This is a genomic window from Hydrogenophaga sp. GW101-3F08, from assembly GCF_059424585.1.
In genome coordinates this window covers 282,836-308,342 of record NZ_JBWKZP010000001.1, presented here as the reverse complement: position 1 = coordinate 308,342, position 25,507 = coordinate 282,836, and the positions used below count along the sequence as shown (strand labels likewise).

Annotated in this window: 24 protein-coding genes; 14 read left to right on the top strand and 10 right to left on the bottom strand. The window is 66.0% G+C overall.

Features of this window, described 5'->3' with window-relative positions; genetic code table 11:
• Window positions 1-96: 96 nt before the first annotated feature.
• Window positions 97-702 (bottom strand): isochorismatase family protein, encoded by a 606-nt coding sequence (locus tag AC07YZ_RS01690; RefSeq protein WP_226493031.1) that lies wholly within the window; start codon window positions 700-702, stop codon window positions 97-99.
• A 185-nt stretch (window positions 703-887) separates the two neighbouring features.
• Here AC07YZ_RS01690 and AC07YZ_RS01685 point away from each other — a divergent pair, with 185 nt between their 5' ends.
• A complete protein-coding gene (locus AC07YZ_RS01685) occupies window positions 888-1,460 on the top strand; it encodes a C40 family peptidase (protein WP_226494736.1) in 573 nt (190 codons plus the stop codon).
• 113 nt (window positions 1,461-1,573) lie between these two features.
• Here AC07YZ_RS01685 and AC07YZ_RS01680 read toward each other — a convergent pair whose 3' ends face one another.
• The 3 genes from AC07YZ_RS01680 to AC07YZ_RS01670 all read right to left on the bottom strand — a co-directional run bounded on the left by AC07YZ_RS01680 (window position 1,574) and on the right by AC07YZ_RS01670 (window position 4,916).
• Complete coding sequence (locus tag AC07YZ_RS01680; RefSeq protein ID WP_226493032.1) at window positions 1,574-2,761, bottom strand: branched-chain amino acid ABC transporter substrate-binding protein; 1,188 nt, start codon at window positions 2,759-2,761, stop codon at window positions 1,574-1,576.
• Window positions 2,762-2,950: 189 nt separating this feature from the next.
• Window positions 2,951-3,385, bottom strand: a complete 435-nt coding sequence (locus AC07YZ_RS01675; protein WP_226493033.1) for a DNA polymerase III subunit chi — start codon at window positions 3,383-3,385, stop codon at window positions 2,951-2,953.
• 28 nt (window positions 3,386-3,413) lie between these two features.
• Window positions 3,414-4,916, bottom strand: a complete 1,503-nt coding sequence (locus tag AC07YZ_RS01670; RefSeq protein WP_494793491.1) for a leucyl aminopeptidase — start codon at window positions 4,914-4,916, stop codon at window positions 3,414-3,416.
• Window positions 4,917-4,941: 25 nt separating this feature from the next.
• Here AC07YZ_RS01670 and lptF point away from each other — a divergent pair, with 25 nt between their 5' ends.
• The 5 genes from lptF to AC07YZ_RS01645 all read left to right on the top strand — a co-directional run bounded on the left by lptF (window position 4,942) and on the right by AC07YZ_RS01645 (window position 9,784).
• The gene (gene lptF, locus AC07YZ_RS01665) at window positions 4,942-6,066 is read left to right on the top strand and encodes an LPS export ABC transporter permease LptF (protein WP_494793490.1); all 1,125 of its coding nucleotides are present in this window, start codon (window positions 4,942-4,944) and stop codon (window positions 6,064-6,066) included.
• Window positions 6,063-7,181: an LPS export ABC transporter permease LptG gene (lptG, locus tag AC07YZ_RS01660; protein ID WP_494793489.1), complete on the top strand. Its 1,119-nt coding sequence runs from the start codon at window positions 6,063-6,065 to the stop codon at window positions 7,179-7,181. The genes lptF and lptG overlap by 4 nt, the downstream gene beginning before the upstream one ends.
• Before the next feature lie 11 nt (window positions 7,182-7,192).
• The gene (locus AC07YZ_RS01655; RefSeq protein WP_494793488.1) at window positions 7,193-7,549 is read left to right on the top strand and encodes a sirohydrochlorin chelatase; all 357 of its coding nucleotides are present in this window, start codon (window positions 7,193-7,195) and stop codon (window positions 7,547-7,549) included.
• A complete protein-coding gene (locus AC07YZ_RS01650; RefSeq protein WP_494793487.1) occupies window positions 7,546-8,490 on the top strand; it encodes a CysB family HTH-type transcriptional regulator in 945 nt (314 codons plus the stop codon). The genes AC07YZ_RS01655 and AC07YZ_RS01650 overlap by 4 nt, the downstream gene beginning before the upstream one ends.
• A gap of 115 nt (window positions 8,491-8,605) precedes the next feature.
• Window positions 8,606-9,784 (top strand): pyridoxal phosphate-dependent aminotransferase, encoded by a 1,179-nt coding sequence (locus AC07YZ_RS01645; protein ID WP_494793486.1) that lies wholly within the window; start codon window positions 8,606-8,608, stop codon window positions 9,782-9,784.
• Between the two features lie 41 nt (window positions 9,785-9,825).
• On the opposite strand, the gene AC07YZ_RS01640 is transcribed toward AC07YZ_RS01645, so the two are convergent.
• Both AC07YZ_RS01640 and hrpA read right to left on the bottom strand, forming a co-directional pair.
• The gene (locus tag AC07YZ_RS01640) at window positions 9,826-10,542 is read right to left on the bottom strand and encodes a twin-arginine translocation signal domain-containing protein (RefSeq protein WP_494793485.1); all 717 of its coding nucleotides are present in this window, start codon (window positions 10,540-10,542) and stop codon (window positions 9,826-9,828) included.
• Window positions 10,543-10,697: 155 nt separating this feature from the next.
• Window positions 10,698-14,513, bottom strand: coding sequence for an ATP-dependent RNA helicase HrpA (gene hrpA / locus AC07YZ_RS01635; protein ID WP_494794023.1), 3,816 nt, complete (start codon window positions 14,511-14,513; stop codon window positions 10,698-10,700).
• 152 nt (window positions 14,514-14,665) lie between these two features.
• Here hrpA and argA point away from each other — a divergent pair, with 152 nt between their 5' ends.
• Window positions 14,666-16,006: an amino-acid N-acetyltransferase gene (gene argA / locus AC07YZ_RS01630; RefSeq protein ID WP_226493044.1), complete on the top strand. Its 1,341-nt coding sequence runs from the start codon at window positions 14,666-14,668 to the stop codon at window positions 16,004-16,006.
• A gap of 54 nt (window positions 16,007-16,060) precedes the next feature.
• On the opposite strand, the gene AC07YZ_RS01625 is transcribed toward argA, so the two are convergent.
• The 3 genes from AC07YZ_RS01625 to AC07YZ_RS01615 form a co-directional block, all read right to left on the bottom strand.
• The gene (locus AC07YZ_RS01625) at window positions 16,061-16,591 is read right to left on the bottom strand and encodes a disulfide bond formation protein B (protein ID WP_494793484.1); all 531 of its coding nucleotides are present in this window, start codon (window positions 16,589-16,591) and stop codon (window positions 16,061-16,063) included.
• A 242-nt stretch (window positions 16,592-16,833) separates the two neighbouring features.
• Window positions 16,834-17,607 carry a ferredoxin--NADP reductase gene (locus tag AC07YZ_RS01620; RefSeq protein ID WP_226493046.1) on the bottom strand — a complete coding sequence of 258 codons (774 nt, stop codon included), beginning with the start codon at window positions 17,605-17,607 and terminating at the stop codon, window positions 16,834-16,836.
• Window positions 17,608-17,815: 208 nt separating this feature from the next.
• A complete protein-coding gene (locus AC07YZ_RS01615) occupies window positions 17,816-18,280 on the bottom strand; it encodes an Lrp/AsnC family transcriptional regulator (protein WP_494793483.1) in 465 nt (154 codons plus the stop codon).
• Window positions 18,281-18,556: 276 nt separating this feature from the next.
• Here AC07YZ_RS01615 and AC07YZ_RS01610 point away from each other — a divergent pair, with 276 nt between their 5' ends.
• From AC07YZ_RS01610 to AC07YZ_RS01585, 6 genes are all read left to right on the top strand, one after another.
• Window positions 18,557-19,342 carry a transporter substrate-binding domain-containing protein gene (locus AC07YZ_RS01610; RefSeq protein ID WP_494793482.1) on the top strand — a complete coding sequence of 262 codons (786 nt, stop codon included), beginning with the start codon at window positions 18,557-18,559 and terminating at the stop codon, window positions 19,340-19,342.
• A gap of 68 nt (window positions 19,343-19,410) precedes the next feature.
• Window positions 19,411-20,091 carry an ABC transporter permease gene (locus tag AC07YZ_RS01605; RefSeq protein ID WP_494793481.1) on the top strand — a complete coding sequence of 227 codons (681 nt, stop codon included), beginning with the start codon at window positions 19,411-19,413 and terminating at the stop codon, window positions 20,089-20,091.
• Window positions 20,088-20,789: an ABC transporter permease gene (locus AC07YZ_RS01600; protein ID WP_494793480.1), complete on the top strand. Its 702-nt coding sequence runs from the start codon at window positions 20,088-20,090 to the stop codon at window positions 20,787-20,789. The genes AC07YZ_RS01605 and AC07YZ_RS01600 overlap by 4 nt, the downstream gene beginning before the upstream one ends.
• Window positions 20,790-20,909: 120 nt before the next feature.
• A complete protein-coding gene (gene mmuM, locus AC07YZ_RS01595) occupies window positions 20,910-21,902 on the top strand; it encodes a homocysteine S-methyltransferase (protein WP_494793479.1) in 993 nt (330 codons plus the stop codon).
• Window positions 21,903-22,143: 241 nt separating this feature from the next.
• Window positions 22,144-22,422, top strand: a complete 279-nt coding sequence (locus AC07YZ_RS01590; protein ID WP_068168709.1) for an oxidative damage protection protein — start codon at window positions 22,144-22,146, stop codon at window positions 22,420-22,422.
• Between the two features lie 45 nt (window positions 22,423-22,467).
• Window positions 22,468-23,670 carry an FAD-dependent oxidoreductase gene (locus tag AC07YZ_RS01585; protein WP_494793478.1) on the top strand — a complete coding sequence of 401 codons (1,203 nt, stop codon included), beginning with the start codon at window positions 22,468-22,470 and terminating at the stop codon, window positions 23,668-23,670.
• A gap of 24 nt (window positions 23,671-23,694) precedes the next feature.
• On the opposite strand, the gene AC07YZ_RS01580 is transcribed toward AC07YZ_RS01585, so the two are convergent.
• Window positions 23,695-24,504: an ANTAR domain-containing protein gene (locus AC07YZ_RS01580; protein WP_494793477.1), complete on the bottom strand. Its 810-nt coding sequence runs from the start codon at window positions 24,502-24,504 to the stop codon at window positions 23,695-23,697.
• 191 nt (window positions 24,505-24,695) lie between these two features.
• Here AC07YZ_RS01580 and AC07YZ_RS01575 point away from each other — a divergent pair, with 191 nt between their 5' ends.
• On the top strand, window positions 24,696-25,487 hold the full coding sequence (locus AC07YZ_RS01575; RefSeq protein ID WP_226493054.1) for a sulfite exporter TauE/SafE family protein: 792 nt from the start codon (window positions 24,696-24,698) through the stop codon (window positions 25,485-25,487).
• Window positions 25,488-25,507: the final 20 nt, after the last annotated feature.

Sequence of the window (25,507 nt, the reverse complement as noted above, 5' to 3'; positions counted from 1 at the left end):
TGTCGACCCGCCCCACAAGCCTCCCCTCATGCGTTGTATCCCAGCCAATGCGGGCCACCAGCGCGGCCACCCAGCCCCGCCAACGCACTCCTGCCCCTACTTGATCAGCGCCTGAACGTCTCGAAATGCCGGGTGCTCGGCCGTGCGTAGCCACTCGAAAGCCACCATCTCGGCGGTCACCAGCTCGACGCCAGCACCGGCCAGGCGGTCAAAGGCGGCGTCGCGGTTGCGTTCGGTGCGCGAACCACACGCATCTGTCACGACCCAGACATCGAACTCCAACTCGACCAACTCCAGGGCGGTCTGCAGCAGACAGACATGGGCCTCACAACCCGCCAGCACGATGGCGGCACGGTCAGGAACCGGGGCGGCAACAGGCTTTTGCAGGTGCTTGGGCAGGCTGCGCGCGTTGCCACCACCCGAGCGCACGGGGGGTCTCAGCCAATCAGCCAGCCCCTCAGACACGGCGCCAAAGTGCATTTTTGGCAGCGTCTTCTGACACAACGCACGCAACTCCGGCGGGTTGGACCCAAGCTTCTCGGGGTTTTGCTCCGTGCCCCATACGGGCACATGCAGCATCCGCGCCCATTGGGCCAACCGCGAAGCGTTCGCAAGCACCTCGGCACCCTCAAAAATGGCAGGCATCAGGCGGGCCTGGTAGTCCACCAGCACCAATTGGGAATCTGCGGCGTCCAGCAACATGGCAATCTTTCTTGGGTTCAGACAACGAAATGGCGATTTTCGCAGGTCGCTACGCCGGCGGCTTCGAACGCAGAACAGACCACCCTGCCCCGTTGCAGGCGACCCCGGCAAAATGCAGAAAAATCAAAGCGTTGCATGCTGCACTTCACTTGACTTCTCTTTGCAACACCGATACCCTGCGTGCGATGAAACGCCTGATACCCGTCATTGCGCTGAGTTGTGCCGCCGCGGTGCACGCCCAGCCGTCCGAGGGGGCGTATGAAGACATGGACGCCCTGCTGGCCGAAAAAGGCGTCATGGCGCGATTGGGCGAGCAAATCCAGCAAGCGCGTGAATCGGTGAGTGAAAAGGCCTCCGGCCTGGTCATCAATGCGATGGGCTTTCTGGGTGTGCCTTACAAATACGGTGGCAACTCCGCAGAAACCGGTTTTGACTGCAGCGGATTCGTGCGTGCCGTCTTCGAACAGTCGGTGGGAAAGGTGCTGCCACGCCGCGCCGATGAACAGGCGGCCGCCACCCAGGCGATTGATCGAAATGAGCTCAAGCCGGGCGATCTCGTCTTTTTCAACACCATGAAGCGCGCCTTCAGCCATGTGGGTATTTACATGGGTGACGGCAAATTCATCCACGCGCCGCGCACCGGCTCACAAGTGCGGGTGGAAGACATGCGCCTGGCCTATTGGCAAACCCGCTTCAACGGCGCTCGCCGCGTCCCGCTGGCCAGCGCTGACGCATCAGCCGCCAGCCCCCTGCGCTGAATCCGACGACATCGAGGCACCATCCAAAACCCAAAAGAAAAGCCACCGCAAGCGGTGGCTTTTCTTTTGGAGAGCGAGACCCGATCGAGATCGAACCCCGCTCTCAACCGGGATCAGCGGATCACGGCGATGGTGGTGCGTGCGCCACCCTTGTAGGTCATCAGCGTCAGGGCGCCGTTCTTGATGTCGCCCTTTTCGTCGAACTCGATGTTGCCGGTCACACCCTTGTAGTTCGTGGCTTTCAGCGCAGGCAGGTATTTGGCCGGATCGGCCGAGCCAGCGGTGACCATGGCATTGGCCATGACCTTCACAGCGTCATACACATAGGGCGCGTACACCTGCACGTCGGCACCGAACTTCGCCTTGAAGTCAGCGCGGAACTTGTCCATGCCAGCCTTCTGCTCGCCTTCGACGCCACCGGCTTCAGCGCAATAGACTTGCTCGTCGGCCATGCCGTCGGCAGCCAGCTTGGGCAGCTCGCTCGAGCAGATGCCGTCGCCGCCCATGAACTTGGCGTTGATGCCCAGCTGCTTCATTTGCTTGAGCATCGGGCCGGCCACGGCGTCCATGCCGCCGAAGAACACCACGTCAGGCTTCTTGGCCTTCAGGGTGGTCAGGATGGCGTTGAAGTCGGTGGCTTTGTCGTTGGTGAACTCGCGGCCCACGACGGTGCCGCCAGCAGCAGCGACGCCTTTTTCGAATTCGTCGGCCACACCTTGGCCGTAGGCCGTGCGGTCGTCGATCACGGCAACGGTCTTGGCCTTGAGCGTTTCCACAGCGTACTTGCCGAGGGTGCCGCCCAGGTGCACGTCGTCAGCCACCATGCGGAACACGCCAGCGTAGCCCTGACGGGTGTACTTGGGGTTGGTTGCCGAGGGCGAAATCTGGGGAATACCTGCGTCGTTGTAAATCTGCGAAGCGGGAATGGTCGTGCCCGAGTTCAGGTGACCGATCACGCCAGCCACTTTGGCGTCCACCAGCTTGGTGGCAGCAGCGGTGCCCTGCTTGGGATCGGCCGCATCGTCTTCAGCCAGCAGTTCAAACTTGGCGGGTGCACCACCAATGGTCAAACCGGCGGCATTCAGCTCCTCGATTGCCATCTTTGCGCCGTTTTCATTGTCCTTGCCAAGGTGGGCAATAGCGCCACTGGTGGGACCGACGTGACCAATCTTGATGACCTGAGCGTCAGCCGCAGGAGCCGCAGCCGGCGCCTCGACCGGTGCTGCAGCCTCTTCTTTTTTGCCGCAAGCGGCCAAGGCGACGGCCGCAGCGATGACGGCCAGTTTGATGTTCAGTTGCATAGGTATCCTCGGAAAGGAATGAAAGTTGAAATGCGGAGGGAACTTTTTTCTCCACATCCATAAAGATACTCTAAAAACCTAGAGGATTTCAGTGGATGCTCGAACAGCGCCTGGGTTCGAGGGTTTGCCCGACGTCGAATCAGGTCAATGAATGCGGCATTAGTACCACGCATACCCAATCCGGGCAACTCAATCACCGGTGGCCAATTGAAGATCGTGTCGCTGGGGCTCGATACCCAGCGCCTTGTACTGCCGCCAGCGTTCGCGCGCGTGGAGGCGATCATCGCCGCCAAGGGTCACCACTTCGATCACGCGGGCAAATTGATCGAAATGCGCGGGCATCCCCGTGCACAGATTGACAAGCACCCCTGCGTTGACTGCCTCGGGGACATGGGAACCGATGTGGATGGGCGAGCGCGCGCGCACATGGGCAGGATCTCCGGGATGGCAGTGCGGGATGAATTCGCCCTGCGCCATGGTCCAGAGCGCAGCATCCAGCGCCTTCACGGAACCTTCGTCGGTCAGTACGACCACGCTGGCCCCCTTGAGATAGGCCTTGCGCAGCAATCTACAGGCATAACCCAGCTTGTCGGGCGCATTGAAATGAAAAGCCACTTCGGTCATGGCGCGGTCTTCCGAGCGCTGGAACCAATCAGGCCTTGCGCACGCGCTTGCCGGCGGTTTTCTTCGCCGCCGCGGAAGTCGGCCTGCTGGCTTCGTCCATCAGGTAACGCAGCAACAAGGGCACGGGCCGCCCGGTCGACCCTTTGGCTGTCCCGCTCTTCCAGGCGGTGCCAGCGATGTCCAGGTGGGCCCATGGCAAATCCGCCGTGAACTTCTGAAGGAATTTGGCCGCCGTGATGGCGCCGCCGGCCCGGCCGGCAACGTTGCCCATGTCGGCGAAATGGGACTTCAGCCCCTCGGCGTACTCGTCGTCCAGCGGCATGCGCCAGCAGGGATCCAGGGAGGCCTCACCGGCCTGCTGCAGGGCCGTGGCCAGATCGTCGCGCGCCGAGAACAGGCCCGAGCGCACGGCACCGAGTGCGATCACGCAGGCACCGGTGAGCGTGGCGATGTCGATCACGCTGCGGGGCTTGAAACGCGCCGCGTAGGTGAGCGCGTCGCACAGGATCAGGCGCCCCTCGGCGTCGGTGTTGAGGATTTCGATGGTCTGCCCGCTCATGCTGGTGACCACGTCGCCGGGCTTCACCGCCTGACCATCGGGCATGTTTTCACAGGTGGGGATCAGGCCCACCACGTTGATGGCCGGGCGCAATTCGGCCAGTGCGGCGAACGTGCCCAACACACTGGCTGCGCCACCCATGTCGAATTTCATCTCGTCCATTTCGGCGGCCGGCTTGATGGAAATGCCACCCGTATCGAACGTGATGCCCTTGCCCACCAACACCACCGGCGCGCTGGATTTGGCCGCGCCGCTGTAATGCAGGGTGATGAAACGCAGCGGCTCCACCGAGCCCTTGGCGACCGCCATGAAGGCGCCCATGCCCAGCGCCGCCACTTGCCTCGGGCCCAGGACCTCGGTCTTGATGCCGGGTTTGCGCCCGAGTTTTCGCGCGGCATCGGCCAGCATGCTGGGTGTGGCGTGGTTGGCCGGCCGGTTGGCCCATTCCTTGGCCCATTCCACCCCGATCACCAGGGCTTTGCCTTCGTCGAAACCGGATCGGGCCGCCGCCACCTGCGACACGCCCACGACGACGAGTTGCAGGGCCCGTGCCTTGGCCGAGGGTTTTGTGGTCGTGTAGCTGTAGCTGGCCTCGGCACAGGCCTGCATGGCCACGCTCACGCCGTCGGCGTCGTTGCCCAGCAAACCAAGCAGGAGACCCAGCTTCTTGATGCCGGGCTGTTTGAGCACGGCCATGCCTGCGCTCACCGCCTTGCGCACCGCAGCGGGTTTGCCGTCGCCGGCGCGCACCAGCACCAGCCGGGGGGCCTTGACCCCCTGAACCCGGTAGCATGAGAGCACCTTGCCGACACCCGCCTCCAGATCTCCCCGTTGTGTGGCCTCGGCGATCAGGTCGGTCAGAGGCCCCGGCAATGCGGCCCCACTTGAGGCGTCCGGGACCAGCACCAGCAGCGCGTCGGCGGCCAGTTGGGCGGCCTGCTCGGGAGAAAACGATTTGAGTTCAAAGTCCATAATTGCGGTTTCCTGATTGCGTTCGATGTTATTCCATTCCTCCATTCGCAAAGAGCTGGCGCGCAGTTTCGGGGCCACGCTGGTGGTTCTGTTCACCATCGTCTTGACCATGCTGCTGATCCGCACCCTGGGCTTGGCCTCGCGCGGCAGCGTCAACCCCGAAGAGATCATGCTGGTGCTGGGCTACACGGTGCTGGGGCGCATGCCCACCATCCTGACGCTGGCACTCTTCGTGGCCATCGTTTCAACCCTGTCACGCATGTACCGCGACAGCGAAATGATCATCTGGTTCTCCAGTGGCCGTTCGCTCGGCGGCTTCCTCTCGCCGGTGCTGCGCTTTTCCTGGCCGGTGCTGCTGGTGATCATGCTGATGGTGCTGTTCGTCTGGCCCTGGGCCAACCAGCAGACCGACAGCCTGCGTGACCGCTTCGAGCGCCGCGGCGACCTGGAGCGCATTGCCCCGGGCCAGTTCCAGGAGTCCTCCAATGGGCGACGCGTTTTCTTCATCGACAAGGACACCGCCGATGGCACGGAGGGTCGAAACGTGTTCATCTCCAGCACCGAAGACGATGGGAGGGAGAGCGTGGTTTCGGCGAGCTCCGGCCGCATTGAATGGGAGGGCGAGCGGCAGTTCCTGATGCTCAAGAAGGGGCAGCGGCTGGAAAGCAGTGCAAAAAAAAATGGACAGCTCAAGGTGAGTGAGTTTGAACAGTACGGTGCCCAGATCGGTGCCTCGTCCGTCCTGACGGGCAGCAGCCAGGCGCTCAAGTCGCGCCCGAGCTGGGAGCTGATCCAGAACAGCAACGCCGCCAACCTGGGTGAGCTCGGCTGGCGCATCGGCGTGGGCCTGACCGCGCTGAACCTGGTGTTCCTCGCGCTGGCGGCCACGACCAGCAACCCGCGGGCGGGACGAGGCGGCAACCTGATGTTCACCCTGTTCGCCTTTGTCGTGTATTTCAACCTGCTCAACGTCGGCCAGCGTTGGGTGACTTCCGGTCAGCTCAGCCTGGGCACCCTGCTGTTCATGTTGCACGGCGTGGTGTTCATCTCGATCCTGCTGTGGCTGGTCAAGCGGCACCACAATCTGAGCTTCAGGGGGTGGATCAACAGCCGTCGGCTGCGACAGTCCGAACCACAGGCCGCTCTATGAAAACCATCAAGCGCCTGATCTATGGCGAGATATTCACGGCCGTGGGCTTTGTTCTGCTGGCCTTTCTGTCGCTGTTCTTTTTCTTCGACTTTGTCGATGAACTGGCCTCCATCGGGAAGCCCTCGCGACTCGAACCGAACCTGATCTACGAAATGCGGCACGCGATGCTGTATGTGGCGCTGCTGATGCCCAGCCGGCTCTACGAGCTGCTGCCCATCTCGGTGTTGATCGGTTCGGTGGCGGTGCTGGCCCGGCTGGCCCACAGCTCCGAATACACCATCCTGCGCACCAGCGGCCTCGGGCCCTGGCGGGCCCTGAGAACCCTGCTCGGCCTGGGCCTGGTGTTCGTCATACTGACCCTTGCGGTTGGAGACTATGTGGCACCTCTGTCCGACCGGACCGCCCAGTTGCTCAAGGCACGCTATCAGGGCCGCATCAGCATTGGTCAGACCGGCGCCTGGCTCAAGGAACGCCAGACCTACAGCAACTTCTCGGTCAATGTCGGCTCCATGTCAGCTCAGGGAGTGCTGTCAGGCATCCGCATTTTCGAGTTCGACAACCAGGGGTATCTGGTGTCCACGCTGCAGGCGCAAAGTGGCCGAATCGAGAAAGACGATTCCTGGACGCTCCACAAAGTCCAGCGCCGCGAGTTCGATACCGCGGGACTGAAATCGGCCCGCATCAACCACAGCACGCTGAAAACCCTGCGCTGGCCCAGTAGCATCAGCGCCGAGATGGTGTCGACGGCGCTGCTCAAACCCGAACGCATGCGCACCGCGGATCTCTTCGCCTACATCCAGCACCTGGAGGCCAACGGCCAGTCCGCCCAACGCTACGAGATCGAGTTCTGGCGCAAGGTGTTCTACCCGCTGAGTTGCCTGGTCATGGTGGTGCTGGCCCTGCCCTTCGCCTACCTGCATTTCCGCGCCGGCGGCATCACCGGCTATGTGTTTCTCGGGGTGATGATCGGCATCAGTTTCTTCCTGCTCAACAACGTGTTTGGCTACATCGGCAATCTCAACCAGTGGCGCCCCTGGCTGGCCGCGGCGTCGCCAGCGCTGATCTATTCGGTGATGTCGCTGGGCGCGTTCGGCTGGCTGGTGCTCAGACGATGACGGCGCGTGGCGTGATTGTGTTTGCCCACGGCTCGCGCGACCCGCTCTGGCGCGATCCGGTGGAAGCGGTGGCGGCCCGGATCGCTCAGACCGATCCGGCGGTGGCCGTCAGTTGCGCCTATCTGGAGCTGTGCGAACCCGATCTGCACCAGGCCGCCGACCGCCTGGTGGCCGCTGGTGCCCGCCATGTGCGTGTGCTGCCGCTGTTTTTCGGCATGGGAAAACACGCACGTGAAGACCTGCCGGTGCTCATGCAAGAGCTCGCCCAGGCACACCCGCAGGTGCGGTTCGAGCTGCTACCCACCGCGGGCGAAGACCCCCGGCTCACGACGCTGCTGGCCCAGATTGCCCTGGAGCTCCCCGCATGAATCTGCACCAGTTCCGTTTCGTGCAGGAAGCGGTGCGCCGCAACCTGAACCTGACCGAAGCCGCCAAGGCGCTGCATACCTCACAGCCCGGCGTCTCCAAGGCCATCATCGAGCTGGAGGACGAACTCGGCATCGAGATCTTTGCGCGCCACGGCAAACGCATCAAACGCGTGACCGAACCCGGCGCGCAGGTGCTCAAAAGCATTGAGATCATCCTGCGCGAGGTCAACAACCTCAAGCGCATCGGCGAGCAGTATTCGGCGCAGGACAGCGGCACGCTCTCCATCGCCACCACCCACACCCAGGCGCGCTACGTGCTGCCCGGGCCGGTGGCGGCGCTGCGCCAGGCCTACCCGAAGGTGGCGATCAGCCTGCACCAGGGGTCGCCCGACCAGGTGGCCCGGATGCTGATGGAAGAAGTGGCCGAGATCGGCATGGCCACCGAGTCGCTGTTGAACTACCCCGAGCTCGTCACCCTGCCCTGCTACGAATGGCAGCATGTGCTGGTGTTCCCGTTCGACCACCCCCTGCTGGAGCGCGAGCGCATCACGCTCGAAGACCTGGCGCTGCTGCCGCTGATCACCTACCACCCGAGCTACACCGGACGGACCCGCATCGACCAGGCCTTTGCGCTGCGCCACCTGCAGCCCAACATCGTGCTGGAAGCGATCGACTCCGACGTGATCAAGACCTATGTGAAGCTCGGCATGGGCGTGGGCATCGTGGCCGAGATGGCCATGCAGGGCGAGAACGCCACGCCCGATCTGGTGGCGCGCCCTGCCGCCCAGCTGTTTGGCCACAACCTGGCGCGCGTGGCCTTCAAGCGCGGCACCTACCTGCGCCATTTCGTTCTGCGCTTCGCCGAACTGCTGAGCGACCGGCTCTCGCGCGACCTGATCCTGCGGGCCATGAGCGGCACGCCGGACGACTATGAGCTGTGATTCCCCCCGCGCCGCGCCTAAGGGCGCGTCACCCCCCAGGGGGCAACACCAGCGGCCTGGCCAAGCCAGTTCCGCGGTGTTCTGGCCGGGGCTACCTTGATCTCCGGACATTGATATGCCATTCCCAGTCCCCCACACCCCCGCCCTCACCTCTCGCCTGCCCAAGGTCGGCACGACCATCTTCACCGTCATGTCGGCGCTGGCGACCGAGACGGGTGCGGTCAACCTCGGCCAGGGTTTCCCGGACTTCGACTGCGACCCGGCGCTGGTGGATGCCGTTACGCAGGCCATGCGGGCCGGGCACAACCAGTACCCGCCCATGCCCGGCGTGCCGGCGCTGCGCCAGGCCGTGGCCGCCAAGATGCAGGCGCTGTACGGGCTGGCCTGTGACCCGAACGCCGAGATCACGGTCACAGCAGGCGCCACCCAGGCCATCCTGACCGCCATCCTGGCCGTGGTGCACCCGGGCGACGAGGTAATCGTGCTCGAACCCTGTTACGACAGCTACGTGCCGAACATCGAGCTCGCGGGCGGCGTGGCGGTGCGCGTGCCGCTCACGCCGGGCAGCTTCCGGCCCGACTTCGACCGCATTGCCGCCGCGATCACGCCGCGCACCCGCGCACTGATGATCAACAGCCCGCACAACCCCAGCGGCATGGTCTGGAGCGCGGCCGACATGCAGCGCCTGCAGGATCTGCTGGCGCCCACCGATGTGCTGCTGATCAGCGACGAGGTCTACGAGCACATGGTGTTCGACGGCCAGCAGCACCAGAGTGCGGCGCGTTTCCCCGGCCTGGCGGCGCGTGCCTTCATCGTCAGCAGCTTCGGCAAGACCTACCACGTCACCGGCTGGAAGGTCGGCACCGTGGTGGCGCCCGCGGCGATGACGGCCGAATTCCGCAAGGTGCACCAGTTCAACGTGTTCACGGTGAACACGCCCATGCAGCATGCGCTGGCGACCTACATGGTCGACCCGGCGCCCTACCTGGAACTGTCGGCCTTCTACCAGCGCAAGCGCGACCTGTTCCGTGAAGGGCTGGCATCGACCCGGTTGCGTCTGCTGCCCGGTGAAGGCACCTATTTCCAGTGCGTGGACATCTCCGCCCTGGCCGTGCCCGAGCGCGAACTGCCCGAAGCCGAGTTCTGCCAGTGGCTCACGCGCGAGATCGGTGTGGCAGCGATCCCGCTCTCGGCCTTCTACGGCAACGGGTTCGACCAGAAAGTGATCCGATTCTGTTTCGCGAAGAAAGACGACACGCTGCGCGAAGCACTCAAGCGGCTGGCACGGCTTTGAACGCGGCTTGAAATCCGCACCCCGACGCAACGCCGCGTCGCTCAGCAGCGCACGGCGTTCTTGCAGAAGCGGTCCAGCTCGCGCACCGCGCTGCGCCCCGTCACCGGCTGACGCGCCTTCGGGCCGACCTCCAGGCTCAGCTTCATCTCGTACTTCCTGAAGAACTGGTCAAACAGCTCCCCGCCCAGGGTGCCGGTGGCGGTCAGGGTATCGAGCCGGGCATCGTGCTCCAGCAGCACCGCGCACAGGGGCTGTTCGGCCGGGCCCCTCATCACCCGGGCGCCGTGCACCGGGTCGTACTGGCTGTGGTCGGCGCAGCAGTGGATCAGATCGTCGCCCTTGCTCGGTGTCTGCGGGTTCAGCGCGGCGCCCTTGCGAAAGCTGATGAAACTCAGCTCTCGGGTCGGGTACACCAACTGGTGGGCGCAGATGGCGGAAAACGCCACCAGGCTGCGCGCCGGGCCGACACCGCCGGGCCACTGGTAGGCCTGCTGGTCACGGGTGCGCAGCACCGTGGGCATGGCGGGCTTGCCCAGATCGAGCAGGAACACCGGCGTGGCCTCGAACGGGTAGTGAAACACGTAGTTGGTCTGGGCCTGGAGGCTGGCGGCCTTGAGCGGATCGCCGAACTCATCCACCAGCAGCACGCGACCGTGGGTCCGGGGTCGGGCATCCAGTGCCCAGGCGCCGCCGGTCAGGGTGGTGGCGAGTGCGCCTGTGCCCAGTGCACAGCCTTCCACGAACTTGCGTCGATCCATGAACAGTCCTCCATGAAACGACCAGCCCCGCCCGGGGCCGGAACACCCTGCAGTGAAGCGCATTCGGGAGCGCACTGTCAACCATGCCCCTGGCGCGGCATGGGCCAGGATTTCAGGCCCCGGGGTGCCATGGCGCCCGCTCCGGGCGCGTCGGCTCAGGTGTTCAGCTGCGCCCAGGCTTTGTCCAGCCGCTTCACGCTCACCGGTTGTGGCGTGCGCAACTCCTGCGCGAAGAAGCTCACGCGCAGCTCTTCGAGCAGCCAGCGCAGCTCCTGCAGGCGGGCGTCCTGCACGCCCTTGCGCTCGGCCACCATGCGCCAGAAGCGCTGGTCCTGTGGGCGCAGCTCAGCGAACTTGGCGGCATCGCGCGCCGGGTCGGCACGCAGCTTGTCCAGCCGAAGCTGCACGGCCTTGAGGTAACGCGGAAAGTGCTGCAGCTGCGCATAAGGCGTGGTCAGCAAGAAGCGTTTGGGCACCAGGCGCTGCAGCTGCTGGCCGATGTCGGTCGCCACGTCGGCGGGCGGGCGGCTGTCTTTGAGCTTGCGCGCGGCGGCGGCGTATTCGGTGAGGATCAGGCCGGCGTTGCGGGCGATTTCGGAGGAAATCAGCGTCAAGCGGCCCCGGCCCTCGTCCACCCGCTTCTTGAACGCGGGCTCGTCGGTGGGCAGCGGGTCGGCCAGGAAGGCGCGGTCCAGCGCGAGTTCGATGATCTGGCTGCGCAGCTCTTCCAGCGTGCCGCCGCCCGATCCGCTGTCGGTCTTGCCGACCTGCATGTAGGCCGTGGCCATGGTCATCAAGCCGGGCAGGTTCTTCTCCAGGTACTTCAGCGCGTCTTTAATCTGCAGCGCGAACAGGCGGCGCAGGCCCTCGCGGTGGCGCGCCATCGCGACCTCGGGCTCGTCGAACACTTCGATGCCGATCGCGTCGCCCAGGTCCATCAGCGCAGGGAAACCGATCAGCGTCTGCCCGCCTTTGCGGATTTCCATCAGCTCGGGCAGCTCGCCGAAATCCCAGCTGGTGTGGCGCTGGGTGGCGCTGGCAGCAGGGGTTGCGGGCGCATCTGCCGTGACGCGGCGCCCACCGCCCGCACTGGCGGGCGGTGGAGTCGCTTTGAGCTCTGGCGGTGCCGGTCGAAGACTCTCCAGCTTCAAGGACGCCAGCGCCTGGAAGGCACCACGCGCCTGGCCGCCCAGTTCGGCCTTCAGCGCGGCGAGGCTGCGGCCCTGGCCGAGCTGGCGGCCGTGTTCGTCCACCACGCGCAGGTGCATGAAGTGGTGGGCGCTCAGCATGTCCACCTTGATGTCGTTGCGCACGATGTCGAGTTGCGTCGCCTCGCGCACCAGTTTCAGCAGCGCGTCCATCAGGTTGCCAGCGCCGAAGACCGCGGGCTCGGTGAGCGTGGCGGCGAAGCGCTCGGCCGTGGCCGGCAGCGGCACCAGGCGCGAACGCGGGCGTTGGTGCAGGGTCTTGAGCAACGCCAGCAGCTTGTCTTTCAGCATGCCGGGCACCAGCCAGTTGCAGCGGTCTTCGCTGACCTGGTTGAGCGCAAAGATCGGCACCGTGACGCTCAAACCATCGCGCGGGTCGCCGGGCTCGTGCAGGTAGGTGCAGGCGCAGTCCACGCCGCCCAGACGCAGCGTTTTCGGAAACGCCTGCGTGGTGATGCCGGCCGCCTCGTGGCGCATCAGCTCTTCTTTGGTCAGCAGCAAGAGCTTGGGGTTGAGCTTGACCGCGCTCTGGTACCAGCGCTCGAAGCCCGCACCGTTGCACACGTCGGCCGGCAGTTGCTGGTCGTAGAAGGCGTAGATCAGCTCGTCGTCCACCAGCACGTCCTGCCGGCGCGACTTGTGTTCCAGCTCCGCCACCTGCTTCACCAGCTTCTGGTTCGCGGCCAGGAACGGCAGGCGCGTCTCCCACTCACCCGCCACCAGCGCCTCGCGGATGAAGATCTCGCGCGCGCCCGCCGGGTCCACCCGGCCGTAGTCGGTGCGGCGGTTGTGATAGACCACCAGACCGTAGAGCGTGGCACGCTCCAGCGCCGACACGCGCGCCGCCTTTTTCTCCCAGTGCGGGTCGAGCAACTGCTTCTTGATCAGATGGCCGCCCACCTGTTCCAGCCAGGTCGGTTCGATCGCGGCGATGCCGCGGCCGAACAGGCGCGTGGTCTCCACCAGCTCGGCACAGACGATCCAGCGCCCGGGCTTCTTGCTCAGGTTGGCGCCCGGATGGCGGTAGAACTTGATGCCGCGCGCGCCCAGGTACCAGTCTTCGGTTTCGCTCTTCTGGCCGATGTTGCCCAGCAGGCCCGAGAGCATGGCCAGGTGCAGCTGCTCGTAGGAAGCGGGCTGGGTGTTGAGCTGCCACTTGTGTTCGGCCACCACCGTGTGCAGCTGGGTGTGGATGTCGCGCCATTCGCGCACCCGGCGCACGTTGATGAAGTTTTCGCGCAGCAGGTTTTCGTATTGGCGGTGGCTGAGCTTGTGGTCTTTGCCATGGCCGCCTTTGGTGTCTTCCAGCCACTTCCAGAGCTTGAGCGTGCCGCTGAACTCGCTCTTCTCATCGTCGAACTTGGCGTGCGCCTGGTCGGCCTGGGTCTGCTTGTCCATGGGCCGGTCGCGCACGTCCTGCACGCTCAGCGCCGAAGCGATCACCATCACTTCGTCGAGCGCGCCACGCTGCTGCGCCTCCAGGATCATGCGGCCCACGCGCGGGTCCAGCGGCAGGCGCGAGAGCGTCTGGCCGATGGGCGTGAGCTCGTTGGCCTCGTCCACCGCGCCCAGTTCGGAGAGCAGCTGGTAGCCATCCACGATGGCGCGCTTTTGCGGTGCCTCGATGAAGGCGAAGTCTTCCACCGCGCCCAGACGCAGGGCTTTCATGCGCAGGATCACGCCCGCGAGCGAACTGCGCAGGATTTCCGGTTCGGTGAACTTGGGGCGGCCGTTGAAGCCGGCCTCGTCGTACAGCCGGATGCAGATGCCGTCGGCCACGCGGCCGCAACGGCCGGCGCGCTGGTTGGCTGCGGCCTGGCTGATCGGCTCCACCATGAGCTGTTCGACCTTCTGGCGGAAGCTGTAGCGCTTGACGCGCGCCGTGCCGGCGTCGATCACGTAGCGGATGCCTGGCACGGTGAGCGAAGTTTCGGCCACGTTGGTCGAGAGCACGATGCGCCGACCGCTGTGGTCCTGGAAGATGCGGTCCTGCTCGGCCTGCGAGAGCCGTGCGAACAGCGGCAGCACCTCAGCGTTGCGCAGCACCGGCTGGTGGCTGAGGTGCTTGCGCAGGTGGTCGGCCGCTTCGCGGATCTCGCGCTCGCCGGGCAGGAAAACGAGAATGTCGCCCCCCTGCGGGCCGCGCCAGAGCTCGTCCACCGCGTCGGTGATGGCGTTGTTCAGGTCGTAGTCGCGGCTTTCCTCGAACGGGCGCCAGCGCACCTCCACCGGGAAGGTGCGGCCCGACACCTGAATCACAGGTGCCGGGCCCTTTTTTGAAGCGAAGTAATCGGCAAACCGTTGCGCGTCGATCGTCGCCGAAGTCACCACCACCTTCAGGTCAGGCCGGCGCGGCAACAGCTGGCGCAGGTAGCCGAGCAGGAAGTCGATATTGAGCGACCGCTCGTGCGCCTCGTCGATGATGATGGTGTCGTAGGCGCGCAGGTCCGGGTCGGTCTGCGTCTCGGCCAGCAGGATGCCGTCGGTCATGAGCTTGACCGAGGCGTCTTTCGAGAGCCGGTCCTGGAACCGCACCTTGAAACCCACCACCTCGCCCAGGGGGGTCTTCAGCTCCTCGGCGATGCGCTTGGCCACGCTGGAGGCCGCGATGCGGCGCGGCTGGGTGTGGCCGATCAGCTGCGGGCGCTGGCCCGGTTTCGCATTGAGCTTGCCGCGCCCCATCTGCAGCGCGATCTTGGGCAACTGCGTGGTCTTGCCGGAGCCGGTTTCGCCGCAGACGATGACCACCTGGTGCTCGCGCATGGCGGCCTCAATCTCGTGCCGGCGGGCGGAGACGGGCAGGGACTCAGGAAACTCAATGTGCAGCGGCGTGGAGGACAAGGGGGAACTTCAGTCAAAATCAGGCAACCGGCGATTATCCGCGCCGCGCCCAATGTCTGTCCGCTCCGCTGCCCATGTCCAACGTTTTCAACTTCACCTTCGTGCCCTGGTTCCGCTCGGTCGCGCCCTATATCCACAAACACCGCGGCAACACGCTGGTGGTGGGCATTGCCGGGGAGGCCATCGCGGCCGGTAAGCTGCCCCTGATCGCGCAAGACCTCGCGCTGATCCAGAGCATGGGGGTGCAGATCGTGCTGGTGCATGGCTTTCGCCCGCAGGTGAACGAGCAGCTTCAGGCCAAAGGTCATGCCGCGAAGTACTCCCACGGCATGCGCATCACCGACTCCGTCGCGTTGGATTGCGCACAGGAAGCCGCGGGCCAGCTGCGCTACGAGATCGAGGCCGCCTTCAGCCAGGGCCTGCCCAACACCCCCATGGCCGGCGCCACGGTGCGCGTGATCTCGGGCAACTTCATCACCGCGCGCCCGGTGGGCCTGATCGATGGGGTGGACTTCATCCACTCCGGCCTGGTGCGCAAGGTGGACACCGAAGGCATCCAGCGCACGCTGGACATGGGCGCCATGGTGCTGCTCTCGCCCTTCGGCTTTTCACCCACCGGCGAGGCCTTCAACCTCACCATGGAAGACGTGGCCACCTCCATCGCCGTGGCGCTGCAGGCCGACAAGCTGATGTTCCTGACCGAGGTGCCCGGTATCCGCGTGGACGCGGCCGACCCGGAAAGCGAAATCGACACCGAGCTGCCGCTGGCCGACGCGAAAAAGATGCTCGCCGCCCTGCCGTCGCCTACACAGCCGACCGACACGGCCTTCTACCTGCAGCACTGCATCCGCGCCTGCGAAGGCGGCGTGGAGCGCAGCCACATCCTGCCGTTCGCGGTGGACGGCGCGCTGCTGCTGGAGATCTACACCCACGACGGCATCGGCACCATGGTGGTGGACGAAAAACTGGAGAGCGTGCGCGAGGCCACCATGGACGACGTGAGCGGCATCGTGGCGCTGATCGAACCGTTCGAGAAAGACGGCACCCTGGTCAAGCGCGACCGCACCGAGATCGAACGCGACGCCGGCAACTACACCATCATCGAGCACGACGGCGTGATCTTCGGCTGCGCCGCGCTCTACCCCTACCCCGAGGCCCGCACCGGCGAGATGGCCGCGCTCACCGTGTCGCCCGACACACAGAGCCAGGGCGACGGCGAGCGCCTGCTCAAGCGCATCGAAACCCGCGCCAAGGCCCAGGGGCTGCAGAGCATCTTCGTGCTCACCACGCGCACCATGCACTGGTTCCTCAAGCGCGGCTTCGTGCAGGTCAACCCGGACTGGCTGCCCGAGGCGCGCAAGCGCAAATACAACTGGGACCGCAAGAGCCAGGTGCTGGTGAAAAAGCTGGGGTGACCGCCGCAGCACGCGGCGGCCCGATCGGGCTGCCTGCGTGAGGCTTTCGTTGACTCAGGCGCTGGCGGGTGCGCGGCGCACCAGCAGCAGCACGGCCAGCAGCGCGATCAGCGAGAAGCAGAGAAACGACCAGTTGGCGATCGTCAGGCCCAGGAAGGTCCAGTCGATGGCCGAACAGTCACCGCTGCCCTTGAAGATCATGGGAATCGCCCGCTTGAGCGGAAACGATTCGATCATTCCGAAAAAGTCGCGCCCGCAGCTCAGTATCTCGGGCGGGTTCCACTGCAGCCAGCTCTGGCGCGCGGCCACGAAAGCCCCCGAAACCGCCAGCAAGCCCATCAGGCCGGCACCCACCGTGTGCGCGCCGCGACCGGGCAGCGCGGCCGCGACGGCCGCCACCAGCGCCACCAGCACCAGCGCATAACGCTGCACGATGCACATGGGGCAGGGCTCCAGCCCCACCACATGCTGCAGGTACAGGCCAAAAGCGAGCAGGCCGATGCACCCCAGGGCAATCAGCGCGAGCAGGCGGCGGGGAAAACGCTCGATGAGTTCGAGGACCTGGGTCGGTAGAGCGGATGACAAATCGGTGTCCTTGCAGGAAAACGCTGGGCCTTGTGCGGAGAACGGCGAGTGTCTCACCGTCCTTGAAACCCGACGCCCTGATGTGTTGCGCAGGAATCCGCGCCTCGATCAGGGGGTCGTTCCCGCGGGTTGATTGCACTCCACCATCAAGAGTTCCGGCCGCGCGTTCAGAAGATTGAGCACAAGGGCGTGGTCTTCATCTCCTGGCGCGCCTGCCGAGCCCCACGCCCCGCCAACCGCGTTCAACTGCCGGCGAACGCACGCTCGATCACGAAGGCACCGGGGCGGCTGGTGTTGCCTTCCTCGAAACCGTTCTTCTCGGCCAGGGCCTTGAGGTCGCGCAGCATTTCAGGGCTGCCGCAGATCATGATGCGGTCGTGCGCCGGGTCCAGCCGGGGCAGGCCCAGGTCTTTCGCCAAGGTGCCGTTGTCCAGCAGATTCGGGATGCGCCCCTGGTGGATGAAGGGCTCGCGGGTGACGGTCGGGTAATACAGGAACTGCTTCTCGACCATTTCGCCCAGGAACTCGTCGTGCTTGAGCGTCTGGCTGAGGAACTCGCGGTAGGCCAGCTCCTTGACCTCGCGCACGCCGTGCACCAGCACCACCTGCTCGAAGCGCTCGTAGGTGTCGGGGTCGCGGATCACGCTCAGGAACGGCGCCAGCCCGGTGCCGGTGGCCAGCAGGTACAGGCGTTTGCCCGGCAGCAGGTAGTCGATCAGCAGGGTGCCGGTGGGCTTGCGGCCGACGACGATGCTGTCACCGACCTGGATGTGCTGCAGGCGCGAGGTCAGCGGGCCGTCGGGCACCTTGATGCTCAGGAACTCCAGGTGTTCGGCGTAGTTGGGGCTGGCGATGCTGTAGGCACGCAGCAGCGGCTTGTCGTTCACCCGCAGGCCGATCATGGTGAAGTGACCGTTGGAGAAGCGCAGCGCCGGGTCGCGCGTGGTGGTGAAACTGAACAGGCGGTCGGTCCAGTGATGCACGCTCAGGACGCGCTCTTCAAGAAATGCACTCATGGGATCGTGTGACTCCGGGCAAAAGGAATACGAAACAAGCCATGAAAATGCCGGCCGACACCCAGGGCATCGGCCGGCAGCACATGACTGCAAGCGGTACGGGATCGGATCGAACCGGGGGCGACACACCACCGCGGGGAAACGATCAACAAAACCTGTGGATTGTAAAACGCCCGCCAGGCGAACTCGGTACAAACCCGAATGGGCCCTATTCCAGCGGCACGTACAGCCCCACCTTCATCGCGTCGATGACGACGTGGGTGGTCATGCGGACCACCTGGGGCACCTCGGCCATCAGCCGGGCCGCGAGCGCGTCATAGGCTTTCACGTCGCGCGCCACGACCACCATCATGATGTCGAAGCTGCCGGTCACGTAGTACACCTGCTGCACCGCTGGTTCGGTCTGTGCCCACAGGCGAATGCGCGGCAGCGCCTCGTAGTTGTCCTTGATCTCCAGCCCGGCCAGGAAACTCATGGTGTGGCCCACCACCTGCGGGTTCACCACCGCCACCTCGGCACTGATGGTCTTGTCCTGGCGCATGCGGCGCAGGCGCCGCTGGACGGCGGAAGCCGACAGGCCCACCGCCTCCGCGATGACCTCGGCATTGAGCTGGCAGTCCTTCTGGACCAGGTCCAGGATCTTCCGGTCAAAAACGTCCAGTTCGGTGTCCATGCGGCGATTCTAGGCACTGCGCCTGCGCGTCGCCGCCAAGCGGCAGCGCCACCCGAATCGCCGCCATCCCGCGCGCCATGGGCTTTTTTTGCCGCCCGGCCGCAATCCAGGCGCGGATACTTGCCCCACTTTTTGCGCTGAAAAAAGACCTTCGGGCCGTGGCAGTGCAAGCCCGGCCGCACGCCGACGGGCCTGAGCACCGCGCGCCACCCCGTGGGTCCTGCACCCTCCCCCTTCTGTCCGTCGGTGGTCCGACTTTTTTCTGGAGATAACAACGTGAGCCGTTCCCTGTTGAGTTGCCTTGTGGCCGGTGTGATGTCCTTCGCCGGGGCCGCGCACGCCGAGGACGTGGTGCGCATCGGCACCCTGTCGGACTACGCGCCGTTCGAGTACCGCGACGCCAAGGGCGAACTCAAGGGCATGGAGATCGAGCTGGCCAAGACCATGTGCAAGCACATCCAGGCCAAGTGCGAATACGTGACGATGGACTTCGACGCCCTGATCCCCGCGCTCAAGGCCAAGAAGATCGACGCCGTGCTGGCCCAGATGTCGATCACCGACGAGCGCAAGAAGGTGGTGGACTTCACCGACCTGTTCACCCTGGCCCCGGTGCAGTACGTCGCCAAGACCGGCTCGGGCATCACCGAGGACCCGGCCACGCTGCGCGGCAAGACCGTCGGCATCTACAGCGGCTCCAGCCACGAGACCTACCTGAAGAAGCGCCTGCCCAAGAGCCAGTCGGGCATCGCCATCAAGGCCTACCCCTCGCAGGACCCGATCTGGCTCGACCTGGAGGCCGGCCGCGTGCAGGCCGCGCTGACCGACACCACGGTGGCCCACGAGTGGCTGGAGAAAACCGGCAAGGCCAAGGGCTTCGCACTCGCAGGCAAGCCGCTGAACGACGTGGCCATGTTCGGCGAAGGCACGGGCATCGCCGTGCGCAAGGGCGACCCGCTGCGCGCGCGCCTGAACACCGCGATCAAACAGGTGCTGACCGACGGCAGCTTCGCGGCCGAGAACAAGAAGGTGTTCCCCTTCAGCATCGCGCCCGCGCTGAAGTAAGCTGGCGCCCCCCGGGACCAGGCCGTCCGGCAGGGTGGCCTGGTTTTCCTGTTTTTGCGGGATGGTGAATGGACGATTTGTGGCTGTACGCCGGTCAGTTGCTGGAGGGTGCCTGGGTCACCGTGCAACTGGCCCTGTCTTCGCTGTTGGTGGGTCTGGCCCTCGGGCTGGTGCTCGCGGCCGGCAGCCTGAGTGGTCGCACGCTGCTGCGCCGCGCCGTGCGGCTGTGCACGGGCCTGCTGCGCGGCATTCCCGAGTTCCTGATCGTGCTGGTCTGTTACTTCGGGCTGTCCAACCTGATCAACAACCACTTCGATGGCGCGGTGGAGATCCGTCCGTTTGCCGCAGGCGTCTTCGCCCTGTCCATTGTGTTCGCGGCCTACGCCAGCGAGGTGTTTCGCGGCAGCTTTGCGGCCATCCCCCGGGGGCAGATCGAAGCGGCGCAGGCCTTCGGGCTCACGTCCACCCAGACCTTCTTCGCCGTGCGGCTGCCCCAGGCCTGGCGCATCGCCCTGCCCAGCCTCGGCAACCTGTGGCAGTCGCTGCTGAAAGACACCTCGCTGGTGTCCGTGGTCGGGCTGGAAGACCTGCTCAAGAAGTCCAACATGGCGGCCCAGGCCATGCACCAGCCGTTCCTGTTCTTCCTGGCGGCCGCGGCCGTGTACTTCGTGTTCCTGCACGCCTCACAACCGGTCTTTGCCTGGCTGGAGCGCCGGGCCGGGCGGGGCTTTGAAGCGAGGGCGGCATGAACTTCGCCCCCATCGAAGACTGGCTGGAGTTGCCCACCGACAGCGTGCTGGAGGTGTGGGAAGGCCTGGTGATCACCCTGCAGCTGCTGTGCGGCTCGGTGCTGTTGGCCTTTGCGCTTGCGCTGCCCCTGGCGCTCGCGGCCACCTCTGGCAAGGCCTGGCCGGCGCGGCTGGCGCGCGGCTACAGCGCGGCGTTTCGCGGCACACCCCTGCTGGTGCAGCTGTTCATCCTGTACTACGGGGTGAGCCAGTTCGAAGCCGTGCGCCAATCGCCCGCCTGGTGGCTGCTGGAAGACGCGTTCTATTGCGGCCTGCTCGCGCTGAGCCTGAACCTGGCGGCCTACATGGCCGAAGACCTGCGGGCCGGCATTCTGGCGGTGCCCGTCGGCGAAAAGGAAGCCGCCCTGGCCATGGGCATGAGCCCGTTCCAGTGCTACCGCTGGATCGTGCTGCCCGCGGCCTGGCGGATCGCCACGCCGGCCCTGGGCAACGAGGTGATCGCCCAGCTCAAGGCCACGGCCCTGGTGAGCACCATCACCGTACTGGACCTCACCGGCGTCGCTCGCCGGCTGTCGAACGCCTCGTACACCACCGATGCGCTGGTGATGGCCGGGGTTGTGTACGCGGCCATCACGCTGGTGGTGGTGCTGGCCGTGCGGCGGATCGAGCGGCGCTTCGGCCCGGCCGGCCGCCGGTAGCCGGCCCGCGCGGGCCCGGGCGAGGACGCCGTTTTCAGGCAATTCCACCGTTTCTTCGCGGCCCGAAACCCGGCCCCATGGCTACGCTCTGTGAACGTGTTCCATCCCTCCTCCCGACCCATGACGCCCACCCCTGAACCCACGTCGTCCCCCCTGCAAACCGCGCTGGCCGAACAGGGCCTGTTCGTGCTCGATGGCGCGCTGGCCACCGAACTGGAACGCCGTGGCGCCGATCTGCTGGACCCGCTGTGGTCCGCCAAGCTGCTGATCGAACAGCCCGACCTGATCCGACAGGTGCACCTGGACTACTTCCTCGCCGGCGCCGACGTGGCCACCACCGCCAGTTACCAGGCGACCTTTGAAGCCTTTGCACGGCGCGGCCTGAGCCACGAACAGGCGGCCGACCTGATGCGGCGTTCGGTGACGCTGGCCTGCGAGGCCCGGGACGCCTTCTGGGCCGAGCCCGCCCACCGCGTGGGCCGCCGCCGGCCCCTGGTGGCGGCGTCCATCGGGCCCTACGGCGCCATGCTGGCCGATGGTTCCGAGTACCGGGGTTACCAGGGCATCTCGCGCCAGGCGCTGGCCGACTTCCACCGGCCGCGCCTGCAGGTGCTGGCCCACGCGGGTGCCGATCTGCTGGCCTGCGAGACCATTCCCTGCCTCGATGAAGCGCTGGCGATCGCGGGCCTGCTGCCCGAGTTTCCCGGCGTGATGGCCTGGCTCAGCTTTTCCTGCCGGGACGGCGCGCACAACTGCCAGGGTGAGCCCTTCGCCGACTGCGTGGCGCAGCTCGACGCCCTGCCCCAGATCGCCGCGGTGGGCGTGAACTGCACCGCGCCCGAGTTCATTGAATCGCTGGTGGCGCTGGCCCGTTCGCACACCACCAAACCCATCGTGGTCTACCCCAATTCGGGCGAACACTACGACGCGGTCGACAAGGTCTGGCACGGTGAAGGCCCGGCACACGACTTCGCCGCCCAGGCCATGCGCTGGCACTGTCGTGGTGCGCGGCTCATCGGCGGCTGCTGCCGCACGGGCCCGGACGACATCCGCGCCATCAAACAGGCCGCTGTGGCCAGTGGTGCGTTGATCGAAGCCAGCGCGACCCGCTGAGCGGCGCACGAGACCTTGAGCAAGGTCAGGAACTGCGGCGCAAAAGCGCTCAGACCCGACCCTGCCGGGGCCGCGGTGAACAAACGTTGATAAAGTGTCGGGGTGCTTGCATGACATTTTTCTCCGTTGGATGAACGAGCAACGGAGCGGATCATGGGAGCGAGGGGTGACAGCTGGAACGACGACGTTTCTCGGTTGTTGATCACCCAAACACCTGTACCCAATTCCCAAGGACATCAACATGGCACGCACCGTCAACTGCATCAAGCTCGGCAAGGAAGCCGAGGGCCTGGACTTTCCACCCTACCCCGGTGAACTGGGCAAGCGCCTGTACGAGAACGTGAGCAAGGAAGCCTGGGCCGCCTGGCTCAAGCACCAGACCATGCTGCTCAACGAAAACCGCCTGAACCTGGCCGACGCGCGCGCTCGCCAGTACCTGGCGCGGCAGATGGAAAAGCACTTCTTTGGCGAAGGTGCCGACGCGGCCGCTGGCTACGTTCCCCCGTCCGACGCGGCTTGAGGCCCGCGACACGCCTGAAATCGCACCCGCCTGCGGGTTTCCCCCTTGACTGAAACCGTTCGCCACGCGCTGGTGATCGGCGCCGGCCTGGCCGGCGCCGCGCTGTGCGCAGCCTTGGCCCGGCGCGGCTGGCGCGTCACGCTGCTGGACGCAGCCAGCGGCCCGGCGCAGGCCGCGTCGGCCTTGCCCGTGGGCATGTTGAGCCCCCACGTGACCCGTGCACCCACGCCGCTGTCGCGCCTGTGCGAGCTGGGTGTGCCCGACATGCGCGCCGAACTGGAGCGGTTGGTGCCACAGGGCCAGGGCTGGCAGGCCTGCGAGGTGGACAACCTCGGGCACGACCCCGGGCGCTGGCCCGCTGCGCTGGTGCGCCCTGCGGCGCTGGTGCAAGCCTGGCTGGAGGAAACCCGGCGCCTGGGCGCGCTCACCACCCGGTGGAACGCCCAGGTGACCGGGCTGCGCCGGGTGCCCGGGGCGAACCACGACACATCGGACTCCGGGCCTGCCGACTGGCAGGCGCTGGACGCCAGCGGCCAGGTATTGGCCCAGGCGCCGGTGGTGGTGGTCGCTGCGGCGTTTGGCAGCTTCGCCCTGCTGACGGCGTCGGCCGACCTGATGAACGCCGACGCCCTGCCGCTGCGCCCGGTCAAGGGGCAGATGAGCCTGGCCGCCCTGCACGACGCGCCACTGGCCGAACGCCCGCAGCGCGACAACGGCGTGTTCGTGCCGGTGTACGAAGACAGTGGGCTGCCCCCACAGTGGCCCGCGCGGATCTGGGCCATGGGATCGACCTACGAACGCGGCGACAACAGCAGCCACCTGAGCGATGCGGCCCACGAGCGCAATGCCCAAAGCCTGCAGGCGATCAACGCGGCGGCCGCGCGGCGCCTGCGCGAAGCGCAGGCCGGTTCTGAACTGATGGGATGGGCGCAGGTGCGCTGCGCCTCGCTGGACCGGCTGCCCGTGATGGGGGCGGTGCCCCAACTGGGCGCGCTGCAAGCCCGGATGGCGCAGGCCGGTGCACGGCGTGGCCGTGTGCCGCTGGCCGACACACCGCGCTGGCCGGGTCTGTTCGTGCTGAGCGCCCTGGGCTCGCGTGGGCTGACCCTGTCGCACTGGTGTGCCACGCGGCTGGCGGCGCAGATCGACGCAAGCCAGGCGGAACTGCCCCCGGTGGACGAAGACCTGCTCAAGGCGCTCGACCCAGCCCGCTTTGCCTGGCGGCAGGCGCGCCGACAAGCCGCCTGAAGACCGGATTTCCCCTGGCGGCGTCTAGAGCCGTTCCACCCACTGCGAGAATTCGCGGGGTTGCAGGGGCCGCGCCAGCAGCGCATGGATGCCAGCCCGCCGGGTATCGCGCTTGACCCGGTGGCGGCTCCACCAGGTGGCCAGCGGGCTGGCGTGTTCACTGATCCCCATGACCAGCGCCTGGGGGTTCTTGTCCGCAAACAGCCGCGCCAGCGCCCACACGTCGAGTTGATGCTCGTCCAGATTGAAGACCCCGCAGCTGTAGCGATTGCGCCGCAACAACGCCACCGCGGTTTCGGTGCTGCTGACCTCGTCGGCCTCGGCCACACCCGCCTGGGCCAGCCGCGAGCACAGGTGCTTGCGCTCCTGCGGGTCCATTCCCACCAGCAGCGCACGCTTGGCCGTCGGCGCCGGTTCGTCCAGCTCCACGTCCAGCGGCGCCGGTGAGCTGACGTCCAGATCGAGATACCCGGAATCCGCCTGCCTGGCGGCAAACACCGCGTCCAGGTCGTTGAGCACGCTGGCCCATTGGATCGGGCGCTGCAACACCCGCCAGGCGTGGGCCGGCGCGCCGGGGCCGACCCAGATCAGGCGCTGACCAGGCGGCATCTCCTTGGCGTGGGACAGCACGGCCTCGGCGCTCTCACCGTCCACCAGTGCCACGTCGGCGATCCGGTTGGCCTCCGGGGATGCCTCCGCACCGGGGGCGATGAGTGGAACCCAGGGCGCATAGGACAACTCGCGCTCTTCCGACAAGCGAAACACGGTATTGAGGGCATGCCGCTCCACGTCGGAGAAACCGACCACGCTCACAAAGATGCGTTGCTTGTGCATGGCGCCCATGTTACGCCGGAGCACAAACGGCTTGCACCAGAAAGAACTGGGTTCGCATGGCCTTGAAAATGTGTTTACGGTCCCCTTGGGGCCTGTCCCACATCGCGATCCATTCCCTTATTCCAATCAGGAATATATGAAGAACGAAAAAATCGTTTGCAATATAAGCGAGCAACCTTAAAGTCGCGCCCATGCCCGAATTCGCCATCATCTTTGCCGGCTTTGCCGTGGGACTCATCGTCGGATTGACCGGCGTGGGCGGCGGTTCGCTGATGACTCCGATCCTGATCTTCTTCTTCGGGATCAAGCCCTACCTGGCCGTGGGCACCGACCTGCTGTTTGCCGCCGTCACCAAGGCCGGCGGCACGGTGAGCCTGGCGCGCCAGCGCCTGGTGCCCTGGCGCGTGGTGGGCCAGCTCTGCGCCGGCAGCCTGCCGGCCGCCCTGATCACGCTGACGGTGTTGCACCGCCTCGGCCCGGCCAGCCCCACAGTACAGGCGCTCATGACCAACACCCTGGGTGTGGCCCTGCTGCTGACCGCCGCCGCCATGCTGTACAAGGCCGCCCGCGGCAAACAGCTGCCGCGCAACCTGCCCGAAGGCCAGTTGCAGAATGCCACGCACGCCCGCCACTGGAGCCTGCCGGTGCTGTTCGGCGCCGTCATCGGCACCCTGGTCACGCTCACCTCGGTGGGCGCGGGTGCCATCGGCGTCTCGGTGCTGCTGATCCTGTTCCCGCTGCTGCCGCTGCCGCGCATCGTGGCGGCCGACATCGCCTACGCCGTGCCGCTCACGCTGGTGGCCGGCCTGGGCCACGCCAGCCTGGGTTCGGTGGACTGGCCGCTGTTGGCCCAGCTGCTGGCCGGATCGTTGCCCGGCATCTGGCTCGGCACCCGCCTGATGCGCCACACCCCTGAGCGCCTGGTGCGCTCGGTGCTCTCGCTGCTGCTGGCCTACGCCGGCACCAAGCTGATCGCTTTCTGATACCTGATACCTGATACCCA